General features: G+C 46.6%; 13 protein-coding genes. 2 read left to right on the plus strand and 11 right to left on the minus strand.

What is annotated here, in order from left to right; all coding sequences use genetic code 11:
- The first annotated feature begins 72 nt into the window (after positions 1-72).
- On the plus strand, positions 73-1,395 hold the full coding sequence (locus tag BM359_RS03490) for an anti-phage deoxyguanosine triphosphatase (protein ID WP_054488003.1): 1,323 nt from the start codon (positions 73-75) through the stop codon (positions 1,393-1,395).
- Positions 1,396-1,460: 65 nt separating this feature from the next.
- On the opposite strand, the gene recA is transcribed toward BM359_RS03490, so the two are convergent.
- Together recA and BM359_RS03500 are read right to left on the minus strand one after the other, a co-directional pair.
- Positions 1,461-2,555, minus strand: coding sequence for a recombinase RecA (gene recA / locus BM359_RS03495; protein WP_054488004.1), 1,095 nt, complete (start codon positions 2,553-2,555; stop codon positions 1,461-1,463).
- 99 nt (positions 2,556-2,654) lie between these two features.
- The gene (locus BM359_RS03500; protein ID WP_054488006.1) at positions 2,655-3,161 is read right to left on the minus strand and encodes a CinA family protein; all 507 of its coding nucleotides are present in this window, start codon (positions 3,159-3,161) and stop codon (positions 2,655-2,657) included.
- A 30-nt stretch (positions 3,162-3,191) separates the two neighbouring features.
- Between BM359_RS03500 and mutS the strand changes: the two genes are divergently transcribed.
- A complete protein-coding gene (mutS, locus tag BM359_RS03505; protein ID WP_054488008.1) occupies positions 3,192-5,780 on the plus strand; it encodes a DNA mismatch repair protein MutS in 2,589 nt (862 codons plus the stop codon).
- A gap of 26 nt (positions 5,781-5,806) precedes the next feature.
- On the opposite strand, the gene rpoS is transcribed toward mutS, so the two are convergent.
- The 9 genes from rpoS to ftsB form a co-directional block, all read right to left on the minus strand.
- Complete coding sequence (gene rpoS / locus BM359_RS03510) at positions 5,807-6,784, minus strand: RNA polymerase sigma factor RpoS (protein WP_054488010.1); 978 nt, start codon at positions 6,782-6,784, stop codon at positions 5,807-5,809.
- Positions 6,785-6,862: 78 nt separating this feature from the next.
- A complete protein-coding gene (locus BM359_RS03515) occupies positions 6,863-7,780 on the minus strand; it encodes a peptidoglycan DD-metalloendopeptidase family protein (protein WP_054488012.1) in 918 nt (305 codons plus the stop codon).
- Complete coding sequence (locus BM359_RS03520; RefSeq protein WP_054488014.1) at positions 7,780-8,364, minus strand: YqaA family protein; 585 nt, start codon at positions 8,362-8,364, stop codon at positions 7,780-7,782. Before BM359_RS03520 ends, BM359_RS03515 begins: the two co-directional genes overlap by 1 nt.
- Positions 8,361-9,002 (minus strand): protein-L-isoaspartate(D-aspartate) O-methyltransferase, encoded by a 642-nt coding sequence (locus BM359_RS03525; RefSeq protein ID WP_404813262.1) that lies wholly within the window; start codon positions 9,000-9,002, stop codon positions 8,361-8,363. The genes BM359_RS03520 and BM359_RS03525 overlap by 4 nt, the downstream gene beginning before the upstream one ends.
- Positions 9,002-9,754 (minus strand): 5'/3'-nucleotidase SurE, encoded by a 753-nt coding sequence (gene surE, locus BM359_RS03530; protein WP_054488018.1) that lies wholly within the window; start codon positions 9,752-9,754, stop codon positions 9,002-9,004. Before surE ends, BM359_RS03525 begins: the two co-directional genes overlap by 1 nt.
- A complete protein-coding gene (gene truD / locus BM359_RS03535) occupies positions 9,751-10,803 on the minus strand; it encodes a tRNA pseudouridine(13) synthase TruD (protein ID WP_054488020.1) in 1,053 nt (350 codons plus the stop codon). Before truD ends, surE begins: the two co-directional genes overlap by 4 nt.
- A complete protein-coding gene (ispF, locus tag BM359_RS03540) occupies positions 10,803-11,282 on the minus strand; it encodes a 2-C-methyl-D-erythritol 2,4-cyclodiphosphate synthase (RefSeq protein ID WP_054488022.1) in 480 nt (159 codons plus the stop codon). The genes truD and ispF overlap by 1 nt, the downstream gene beginning before the upstream one ends.
- Positions 11,279-12,037 carry a 2-C-methyl-D-erythritol 4-phosphate cytidylyltransferase gene (gene ispD / locus BM359_RS03545; protein WP_054488024.1) on the minus strand — a complete coding sequence of 253 codons (759 nt, stop codon included), beginning with the start codon at positions 12,035-12,037 and terminating at the stop codon, positions 11,279-11,281. The genes ispF and ispD overlap by 4 nt, the downstream gene beginning before the upstream one ends.
- A gap of 6 nt (positions 12,038-12,043) precedes the next feature.
- Positions 12,044-12,325, minus strand: a complete 282-nt coding sequence (gene ftsB / locus BM359_RS03550) for a cell division protein FtsB (protein WP_054488026.1) — start codon at positions 12,323-12,325, stop codon at positions 12,044-12,046.
- Positions 12,326-12,382: the final 57 nt, after the last annotated feature.

Raw genomic sequence — 12,382 nt, forward strand, 5'->3', positions numbered from 1 at the left:
TCCTGCTTTTCTTACTAATGCATCTATCGTACTATGATTATTCATTCGTCAACAACATCACTGAGCAGTTAGATGATTTGGACAGAACGCCAGTCAGGTACATCAGAGCAGCGCCCGAACGATACCCGCACGGACTTTCAACGCGATAAAGCCCGGATTCTTCATAGCGCTGCATTCAGGAGACTGCAGGCTAAAACGCAAGTCATGTATGTTGGTATGCACGACTTCCCGCGGACTCGACTGACACATTCGCTCGAAGCCAGCCAAATAGGCGCAAGTCTGGTTGTTCATTTAAGTAACCAGAATCCAGACGTCGCTTCTCAGCTTGAACTGTCAGAGCCGTTACTTGAATCATTATGTCTGGCTCACGATATAGGCCATCCACCATTTGGTCACGGCGGCGAAATTGCCCTTAACTACATGATGCGAAATAACGGAGGGTTTGAAGGTAATGGCCAAACCTTTCGCATTGTAACTCAACTTGAAGCCTACACGCCCCAGCATGGCATGAACTTAACCCGGCGAACCTTAATGGGGTTACTAAAGTATCCGGTCTTAGCCAGTCGTATTTGCCAACAGAAACTCCCTGCCGATGTCACTAACTTTCGCCATTTACGCACCCGCGAGTGGTTACCTCCTAAAGCCTTATACGATGATGACTCTGAGCAGTTGAACTGGGTCCTTCAACCCTTAAGTGATTCAGATAAGAAAGGCTTCCAGGAATTATTACAGCAACCTTCTGGCAATACCCATGGCAAAAGCGCGCTCAAAAGCATTGATGCATCCATTATGGAAGCTGCAGATGACATCGCTTACGGCGTCCACGATCTTGAAGACGCTATTGTCGTAGGTCTTATTCAGCGACATCACTGGGAAGACCAAATGCTTTCTGACCTGCGACAACTGGAAGCAGAGCTACCTAACTTTAATGCAAAGGAACTGACAGAAGATCTCTTTTCCGGAAGCCATCACCGTCGAAAACAAGCCATTGGTGGCTTAGTGAACCGCTTACTGACATCTGCAAAGTTAGAACGAACGGCCTATGACTTCGAATGTCCGTTACTTCAGTATCAAGTTCAGCTCGGTGAAGCCGAGAAAATTCTGCTGAACTCATTGAAACAGTTTATTTTTAATTGGGTAATTCGTAAGCCGGAAATGCAGGCTCAGGAGTTTAAAGGCCAGCAAATTGTCATGGAATTATTCGAAGTTCTGGCCGTAGAACCTGAACGGTTGCTTCCGGAAAATACGCGCTTACGTTATATGCAGCAAAAGCAGAAAGGCGAAAATGCATTACGCGTTATTTCCGACTACCTGTCAGGCATGACCGACGGTTACGCGGCTAAGCTGTATCAAGAGCTGTTCTCTGTTAGCTCACCCAAAAGCGCTTTTCAGTAACACTTCTAGACAAAAAAGCCGAAGCAATAAGCTTCGGCTTTTAACTCTGATAAGAAAGCTTTTATTTATGACAGACTAATGTCATCTTTCTCATTGGTTTTTGCTTCGTTCTTAGCTTCTTCTTTCGCCGCAGCGCGTTCAGCTTCGCGGTCTTCTTTCGTTCTCTTTTCTGGTCTGGATAACAACAGCTCACGCAGGCGACCTTCTAGTTCATCAGCAATTTTCGGGTTGTCTTGCAAGAACTTCATTGAGTTCGCTTTACCCTGCCCAATTTTATCGCCGTTATAGCTATACCAGGCTCCTGCTTTGTCGACCATTTTGTGCTTAACACCCAAGTCGATTAGCTCGCCTTCTTTAGATATGCCTTTTCCGTATAAAATTTGGAAATTTGCTTCTTTAAACGGCGGTGCAACTTTGTTCTTAACGACTTTAACACGGGTTTCGTTACCGACCACTTCGTCGCCTTCTTTCAATGCGCCGGTACGACGAATATCCAGACGAACCGAAGAGTAGAATTTCAACGCGTTACCACCTGTCGTGGTTTCAGGGTTACCAAACATAACACCTATTTTCATCCGAATTTGGTTGATGAAAATACACATGGTGTTTGATTTCTTAATGTTCGATGTCAATTTACGCAAAGCCTGTGACATTAAACGAGCTTGCAAACCAACATGGCTGTCACCCATTTCGCCTTCAATTTCAGCTTTAGGTGTCAAAGCCGCTACAGAGTCGACAATAACTACATCGACAGCGCCTGAGCGAACTAACATATCGCAGATTTCCAGCGCCTGCTCTCCGGTGTCTGGCTGTGATATCAATAAGTCATCGACATTAACCCCAAGAGCTTCAGCATAGATTGGGTCGAGTGCGTGCTCAGCATCAACGAAAGCACAGGTCTTACCCATTTTCTGGGCTTCAGCGATAACTTCCAGAGTTAACGTTGTTTTACCGCTCGATTCAGGACCATAAATTTCTACGACCCGACCAAAAGGCAAACCGCCAATACCCAGAGCAACATCCAGCCCTAATGAACCGGTTGAAACAGAGGCAATATCCAGAGTCTGGTTATCGCCCAGACGCATGATAGAACCTTTACCAAATTGACGTTCGATTTGTCCGAGCGCTGCATCTAACGCCTTTTGACGATCATTGCTCATTATAAGCTCCGTTATTAATCACTGGTTTTATACACAGTATACTGTACACATTTACAGTATCAAGTATTGTTCTGACTTTTTCCTTGAAATACAACTAAGTTATTGTAATTCAATTATATTTATCAGTTTATTTAAAACTGAGTCCATTGTTTTCAAACGAATCTCTGCGCGATTACCCGAAAAGTGCTCATGCCAAGTCCAGCAGCTTTTATGATTCGTAATAGCCATCCAGACCAAACCAACCGGTTTATCGGCAGTGCCACCTCCCGGCCCTGCTACACCGCTAACTGCAATACTCCAGTCAGCACCGCATAAGGACAAAGCCCCGGAAGCCATTTGTTCAACACAGGCTTCAGAAACAGCCCCATGTTCTTCCAGTACATGTGTTTCAACCGACAGCAGCTTTTGTTTGAGCGCATTAGTATAGGTGATTATTCCACCATTAAACCAAGCAGAACTTCCAGCAACTTCGGTAATAGCGTATCCTATTCCTCCTCCGGTACAGGATTCTGCGGTACAGACTGTCTGCTGTTTTTGCTGCAGGCGTAGACCGACTTGTTCCGCGAGTTCAAAGGTTTGCGGCGCGACTGCCGTGGTTGCTAACATAACAATGGCTCCAGATAAGAATATTCAACTATGCCTGAATTCTCTGACAAACAGATCCAATCACATACCCCAATGATGCAGCAATACCTACGTATAAAAGCAGAACATGCTGACATGCTTTTATTCTATCGTATGGGGGACTTTTACGAACTGTTTTTTGAAGACGCTAAACGTTCGGCACAGTTACTGGATATCTCTCTGACGGCACGAGGCCAAAGTAACGGCGAACCTATCCCTATGGCGGGCGTGCCTTATCATGCGGTAGAGAACTACTTAGCACGCCTGGTCAATATGGGAGAATCCGTTGCGATTTGCGAACAAATTGGCGACCCGGCAACCAGTAAAGGCCCGGTTGAAAGAAAGGTAGTCCGCATTGTCACTCCCGGAACAGTCACCGATGAGTCACTATTAACTGAGAAGCAGCAAAACCTTTTAGTCGCTATTTGCCCTCTGGATCAGAAACAACCAGAAGGCGAGTATGCCATTTCCAGCCTTGAGCTTAGCAGTGGCCGCTTTTGGTTAACCAAAGCGTACTCAGCCGAGCAGCTTGCAGCAGAAATGCAACGCCTTGAACCCGCTGAACTGCTTTACCCAGAGTCCATTTCTCTGGCCGGGCTGCCACTGGCAAAAGCCAAGTGTAAACGCCGCCCTGCCTGGGAGTTCGAACAACAAACAGCTTTCATGTTGCTGACCCGTCAATTCGGAACTCAGCACCTTGAAGGCTTCGGTATTAAAAACAATGAGCCGACCCTTGCTGCTGCCGGAGCTATTCTACACTACGTAAAAGAAACTCAACGCGCCGCTCTGCCCCATATTCAGGCCCTGGTAACTGAACATCCTCAGGATGCCATTATTCTGGACGCGGCAACACGGAGAAACCTAGAGCTGCAACAGAGCATGGGCGATGGCAACACGCATCTTTCTGCGGTACTCGACAAAACCGTTTCCGCTATGGGAAGCCGTCAGTTTCAACGATGGTTACAGCGCCCTATCCGGAATCATGAGGAACTGAACCAGCGTTACGACGCTGTCGATGCTTTACAGGGCAACAATAGCTACGAAAATGTGCAGTTTTCGCTGAAGAAGCTGGCCGACATTGAACGTATTGTCGCGCGGGTTGGTTTGAGAAGTGCCCGCCCCAAAGACTTTGCCAGACTTCGCGACAGCCTGGCGCAAGTACCCGAAATCCGCGACTACCTGTCTCATAACGCTTTAAGTTATTTGAAACAGAACATCCAACCCTTTCCGGAAATTGTCGATCTGCTGACCAGAGCCGTAATTGAACAACCGCCCTTATTGATTCGTGATGGTGGAGTCATTGCAAAAGGCTACGACAAAGAACTCGATGAATTACGAGATCTCGCCACCGGAGCTACTGACTACCTTAAGCAGTTAGAGCAGCGCGAACGGGAAAGAAGCGGCATTGCCACACTAAAAGTTGGATACAACAAAGTCCACGGCTACTTTATTGAAGTCAGCAGGCAGTCATCAGGGTCCGTACCAGATGATTATCAGCGCCGTCAGACGCTTAAAAACACTGAGCGTTATATAATTCCCGAGCTAAAAGAGCACGAAGATAAAGTACTTAACGCTCAGGCTCGCTCGCTGGCCAGAGAAAAATGGCTGTACGATCAGCTTTTTGAACATCTTCTACCGCAGGTCAATGCTTTACAAAAGAGTGCCTCCGGCCTTGCGCAACTCGATGCTCTTTGTTGCTTTGCAAAGCTAGCGGATAACTACCGCTACTGTCGGCCTCAACTTAAAAAAGACAATAGCTTAATTGAGCTGGAAGCGGCCCGTCACCCAGTTATTGAGCAGCTAAGTGACGAGCCTTTTATCGCTAACCCGATGTCTCTGACACCCGAGCAGCGAATGCTAATGATTACAGGCCCGAATATGGGCGGTAAGTCGACTTATATGAGACAAGCAGCGCTCATTGTTATTCTGGCTCACATGGGCTGCTACGTGCCCGCGGATAAGGCGATTATTGGAGATATCGATCGTATTTTCACACGTATTGGGGCTTCCGACGATCTAGCCTCAGGCCGCTCAACATTTATGGTAGAAATGACAGAAACCGCTAATATTTTGCATAACGCTACCGCAAAAAGCCTGGTTCTCATGGATGAGATAGGCCGTGGCACGTCAACCTACGATGGTTTATCTCTAGCCTGGTCCTGTGCGGACTACCTGTCCCGACAGCTTAAATGTTTAACTTTATTTGCGACACATTACTTTGAACTAACGGAGCTTGCTGAAGAGCTGCCGGCAACCATCAACGTGCATGTTGATGCTAAAGAACATGGCGACACCATAGCGTTTTTGCATAAAGTCAGTGCGGGAGCTGCAAGCCAGAGTTTTGGTCTGCAAGTTGCGAAGTTAGCCGGGGTTCCCGATAATGTCATAAAAAGCGCAAAACAAAAGCTAACAGAGCTCGAACACACTCACCATGGCATTTCAAAAGCACCCCAACAAAAAGCTATGGAACTCCCCTTGCCAACTGAAGAGCAGAACCCTTTGCTTAGCGAGTTAGAACAGCTCGACTTAAACGATTTAACGCCAAGGCAGGCACTGGATATCCTTTACCAATGGCAGCAGAAACAAAAAAGCTCAACCTGAGGTTGAGCTTTTTCTTCTAACGACTTCTATTCCGGGCTAAACAACGAATCAAGTGTTAATCCTTGCTGCTTAAGGGAGTCCCTCAGTTTTCGTAAAGCCTCAACCTGTATCTGCCTAACACGTTCACGCGTCAGCCCTATTTCATGGCCGACATCTTCCAGTGTTGACGGCTCATAACCCATAAGCCCAAAGCGACGAGCAAGTACTTCCCTTTGCTTAGGATTTAAAGACTGCAGCCACTCGGTAATGTTAATTTTCAGATTTTCATCCTGAAGAATGCCTTCCGGGCCGGTATCAGAATCATCCGTTAATATGTCTAGCAATGCTTTGTCGTTATCACCACCAATAGGCGTATCGACTGAACTTATTCGTTCATTCAAGCGCAGCATTTTGGTAATGTCACCGACCGGTTTATCCAGACTTTCTGCAATATCTTCAGCCGTTGGTTCGTGATCCAGCTTATGCGCTAGCTCCCGAGCAGCACGAAGATACACATTCAGCTCTTTAACTACATGAATTGGCAGACGGATGGTTCGCGTCTGATTCATAATAGCTCGCTCGATAGTTTGTCGTATCCACCATGTGGCATAAGTTGAAAAGCGAAAACCACGTTCAGGGTCAAATTTTTCGACTGCCCTGATAAGACCCAGGTTACCTTCTTCAACTAAATCCAAAAGAGGTAAGCCCCGGTTAGAATAACGACGGGCAATTTTAACCACTAGTCGTAAATTACTCTCGATCATTCGGCGGCGAGCTGCCTTGTCGCCTTTTAAGGCTCGGCGGGAATAAAAGACTTCCTCTTCAGCAGTCAATAAAGGAGAGAATCCTATTTCTCCTAAATAAAGCTGCGTTGCGTCCATCTTTTTTTGATAACTGGTGGATGATGACAATAACGCTTCTTCCAGCTCTTCTGCAGAACTGTCCGCGCTATCAACTAACGTTTCTTCGTTAACTTCACCATTAATTTCTGCATTGTCGACTGATTCTTCCTTTATGCGGCTCATAACAAGCTCCTGTTATACTGAACACCGTGTTACTACACACGTCGACTTCCCTATCTTGTTATTATTATTCCCACATTACTAGCGAGATCTTGGTAAGTAATGCCTCGGATTAACCGACTTACCACGGAAACGAACTTCAAAATGTAACTTCACTCGCGGACTGCCTGAATCTCCCATTCGGGCAATTGTCTCACCTACGTCCACCCATTCCTGTTCCTTTACGAGAATTTTATCGTTGTGGGCGTACGCAGTAATAAAATCATCGTTATGTTTCAATATGATTAAATTACCAAATCCGCGTAATGCATTTCCGACATAAACCACTTTTCCAGCTGCTGCAGCATTCACCGAATCGCCGCGCTCACCTGCAAAATCAATACCTTTATTACCCTGTTCCTGCAACGAAAAATCAGCTAAGACTTTTCCCGATGAAGGCCAACGCCAGACAATTTTATCGTTACTGGGCAGATCAACTTCAGGCCTTTTAATCTGCTGCTTAGGCTGCCTCTTACGACGCTTATCGGTTTGTTTTGCAACTGTTTTTTTTGTGCTCGTTTTTTGACCATACTCTTTCTGTTCAGTATTAGCAACGGGCGTTTTTATATTATTTTGTGCGTTATTTGAGGTTTTATTATTCTGTTTAGCACTAGTCGTTCGCTGTGCCTTTCTGGCTGAGGTGGCCCCGTATTGCGGCTTACTCACCAGACTCAGTTTCTGTCCCGGATAAATAGTGTAAGGTTTTTGTAAATTATTAATTTGAGCAATATCCTGAACATCCATATTGGCTCTGAATGCAATTGAATAGAGGGTTTCGCCGCGTTGAACTTCATATTCTTTATCGTTCAATGAGTTTGGCTCAAAATCCCGGTAAGTTTTTCCGGTGTACAGTTCATCGACCGGTGCAGGTGCTGATCGACCGCTGCATGCCTGAAGCAGAGTAATGGCAAAAATCAATAATATTAATTGCTTGATTGCCCCGGACGATAGAACCATCATTACACCAATTGCGCTATTACGTACCCAATAATAACCAGTATTACCAGTGTCCAGCCAATACGGTCAACATATTCACGAAGTTTTACACCCATTTCCGGACCGCCGGTACGTAGTAACCATGCGACAAGATAGAAACGCATTCCACGGCTAATAGCGGATGCAATAACAAAAGGGAAAAAGGCTATCTGCATGACACCTGCAGTTACCGTAAATAGTTTATAAGGAATTGGTGAAAATCCGGCAATAAAGACTATCCATACGCCCCAGTCCGCGAACCAACCCTGTACCGTTAAAAGTTTATCCTGATAACCGAGCGTTTCCACAGCAGGCAATACCAACGACTCATAAGCCCAGTACCCCAGGAAATACCCCAAAATACCGCCAGCTACCGACGTAACTGTGGTTAAAAAGGCCAGTCGCCAGGCTTTTTTTGGTTGAGTCATAGCCATTGGCGCCAGCATGACATCGGGAGGGATTGGAAAAATAACGGACTCAGCAAAACTTAATAAACCGAGGATGACATTCGCTCTGGGGTGTTGTGCCCAGGATAAGACTTTATCGTACAGTGCTGAGAACAACTTCAAATGACATCTCCCTTAACTAACGGTACAAAACGAACATCGCCAATGCGCTGCTGCTCCAATGAATCGCCAAAACGGCGCATAACGACCAAACTTTGTGATTCATTCTGTTCACCAACCGGAATGATCATCACACCGCCATCGGCAAGTTGATCGACTAAATCCTGAGGGATATCGCTTGCCGCAGCCGTGACAATAATACCGTCAAACGGACCTTTACTACGCCAGCCTTTCCAGCCATCACCGTGGCGCATGGACACATTATGCAAGTCAAGCTGACGCATACGTCGCTTCGCCTGATACTGCAAAGTAGCAATACGTTCGACGCTAAAGACCTTATCAACCAACTGAGCCAGCACAGCCGTCTGATAGCCCGAGCCTGTACCTATCTCCAGCACGTTTTTGCAATGATGCTGCATTAACAACTGAGTCATAGTTGCCACCATTAACGGCTGCGAAATGGTTTGCCCATTACCAATGGGCAATGCCGTATTTTCATAGGCTTTATGAGCTAATGACTCAGGCATAAAGAGGTGCCTCGGGGTATTTGCAATAACCCTCAAAACCTCTTTATTGGTAATACCCAGTTCTTCCAGTTGTTGAATCAGCCGCTTTACCCGCGACTGTCCGTTACTAATCATCATTTTTGTTGTTCTAACCAGTCTGTCAGTGTGTCGGTATGTCGTTGAGCTGTCATGTCCAGACTTAACGGAGTTATAGACACATAACCTTCATGTATTGCTGTAAAATCGGTATTTGGCTCGTCACTTGCGTGGTGACCAATTGGGCCATACCAAAATATCTCACTGCCAAAAGGGTCGCGATCGTGGACCATAGTTTCTGCGCGGTGCCGGCGACCCAGTTTAGTTACCCGTGTACCTTTTAACTTATCGTAAGTTGTGTAAGGGACATTAATATTCAGCACTGTGTCCAGGCGAAGCGGATCATTTTCCATGCTGGCAACAATCTCGGCGACAACACGTCCGGCAGTATCGTAGTAGTCGTGTCCGCGGCCGCCCATCGACACTGCAATAGAAGGAAGCCCCATAAAGCGCCCTTCCATCGCCGCTGCAACAGTGCCGGAATACAGCACATCGTCACCCATATTGGGGCTGTCATTAATGCCGGAAACAACTAAATCCACGTCTTCCGCCATCGGTGAGTTCGTGCCCAAATGAACGCAGTCGGTCGGTGTACCGTTAACTGAAAAGAAACCGTTATCCAGACGGCGTACACGCAATGGATTATGCAGTGTCAATGAGTTACTTGCGCCGCTGCAGTTACGGTCAGGAGCGATGACTCTTACATCAGCGACTTCTTTTAACGCTTGATACAATGCCCGAATCCCCGGGGCATGGACGCCATCGTCGTTACTTAATAGAATTTTCATCATCTGGATTCACCACTTAAGTCCACAATTTCATTTAACACAGTCGTTGCATATGCGCCTGAAGGTAGCGTAAAGCGTAATTCAGCATCCTTGCCATGCCAGCTTAACTCTGGCTCTTTTACGCGCAATAGTATGCTGCGTCGCGCCGCATCGACCCGTAGTTTTCTCAATGCTTCCAGCCAGTTTTCATAAGGCTCTAATAAACTTGATTCAAACGCTTCTGCTTCATCTTTTACCAACGGTTTATTGGTCGTGCCAACCAGAGGTGCGGTTAAATAAATGTCATTATTTGCAAAACGTTGTCTGAGTTCATCGTTCCATTGTTCAACGGTAAAAACAGACTGAGAGCCTTTTAGCATGACACAATCACCCGCCAGTGTGCCTTCTGGCCCAAACTGACGCAGTCGTTCCGCCACAATTTGGTTGAATAAATAACTGCGCAGAGACGATAAATACAAGCTTCGTTTGTTACGGCTAATTCGTGCAGGACGGCTTGCCATCAACCAGCGTTCAGCCTGTGCAACGTTGTCGCCGTTGCGACCAAAGCGTTGCTCACCAAAATAATTTATAACACCCTTCTCAGTAACGCTCTTCCATAACGCTTCCAGCTGCTGCGGAGAACTGACACCGCTAAGCCGAATCACAAATCGGTTACCGTCGTGAAAACCAGACTTTAGCTTTTTTGTTCTGCGAATGACTCGCTCGACAGACATTTCCTCGTCGTTCAACTCTTGCCAGTTCAGCGTTTCTTTACCCGGCAATTGAACTGAAAACCACTGCCAGGTTACCGCCTGACGATCTTTTAATCCTGAATAGCTCACGTTTTTTACCGATACGCCAGCAAAACGCGCTATTTTTTCAGCACAAAAATTGGTGTTTGCACCTTCTTTTCTAACCCAAAGCCACTGATGTTCGCCTTCCCCGTCATCGGGTACATCCAATTGCTCAATGACCTGAAAGTCCTGCGGTGTTTGCTTAAACTCAGCCTGTGGCCGGTCGCCATGATTTAAACGCGGCAGCTCATTAAGTGTCACTTTTTGCGGAGCCAGCATTAAAGAGACTCCATAAGAACCACTGCATGGCAAGCTATACCTTCTTCACGCCCGACAAAACCGAGCTTTTCAGTTGTTGTAGCTTTAACATTCACGTTATCAACACAAGTTTTTAAGCACTGAGCAATGCTGGCTCGCATGTCGTCGATGTGCGGTGCCATTTTAGGTGCCTGAGCAACAATGGTTACGTCGATATTTCCCGTTCGGAATTCTTTTTCCTGACAAAGCTGAACGGCATGACTTAGCAGCTCAGCACTGTCAGCACCCGCATACCGCTCATCGGTATCTGGGAAATGCTGTCCTATATCACCTAAAGCAAGAGCCCCTAACACAGCGTCGGTTACCGCATGCAACACAACATCGCCATCAGAGTGCGCCAACAATCCCTGATGATGTTCAACGTTAACACCACCCAGAATCAATGGTTTATCAGAGCCCCAGCGATGAACGTCATAACCATGACCGACACGGATTTTCATGAACCATTTTCCTTATTGTTGTCTTTGGCAAGCAACCAGTCACGAACACAGTCGAAATCTTCCCGGTGAGTCACTTTTAAATTACGAATAGAGCCGTTAATAAGCGCAGGCTGAAAGCCACACCATTGCATTGCCGATGCTTCATCCGTTAACTGGGGGTTTTGTGTGCCCATATGTTCAATGGCGTGTTGCAGTTTCTCTGCATTAAAAACCTGAGGGGTTTGAGCCTGCCATAGTGCTTCGCGTTCAACGCTGGATTCAATGTGAACAGATCCCTTTCCGGATACCGTTGAAATAAGTGAACGCTTTAATGAATCACGCACAGGGATAGCCAGAATAGCACCCTGAGGGTCAAATAAACCGGTATCGATAACACGCTTTAACGCAGGTTCAGGAAGACACGGGCGCGCTGCATCGTGAACCAGTACATGAGTTGCTCCCTGCGAAACCGCGGCCCGTACTCCGGCTAATACAGACTCAGCTCTACTACTTCCGCCTTTTAGCCATGCTACTGGTAATGACTGTCTCTTTTTAATATCGTCTATGAACTCAGCATCGGGATCTGAAACAGCAACAAAAACCTTCTGTACGCGAGGATCCTGACAAACCGCGTCAATGCTATGCTCCAATAAGGTCTTGCCAGCGACGGTCAAAAACTGCTTAGGAACATCGGTTTGCATGCGGCTTCCGTTGCCGGCAGCCGGAATTACTGCCATCAATGCATTATTCACCTGACTCTCCACCTGATTATCCATCTGACGCTACGGGTTGCGGTCAGGAACAAGACGGAAGAAAACTTCATCCTTTTTAATCATCCCTAGTTCGTTGCGAGCACGTTCTTCCAGCGCATCCTCCCCTTCACGCAAATCTTCAATATCCGCGTAAATAAGTTGATTGCGCCGTTCCAGGTTTTCGTTCGTTGTTATCTGATTGCTGACTTCTTGCTGCAACCGCCAATAGTCAGGTAAGCTATTTTTCCCAAACCACAGACGATACTGTAACGCAATAAACAAGGCCAACAACACGACCAGAGTCACCCGCATACCCAGCTCCGTTGTTTTTCCTGTTATCATTATGAAGACTATTCGCGTGGCTGAAAA

This window comes from Idiomarina abyssalis, assembly GCF_900116625.1.
GTDB classification, from domain to species: Bacteria; Pseudomonadota; Gammaproteobacteria; order Enterobacterales; family Alteromonadaceae; genus Idiomarina; species Idiomarina abyssalis.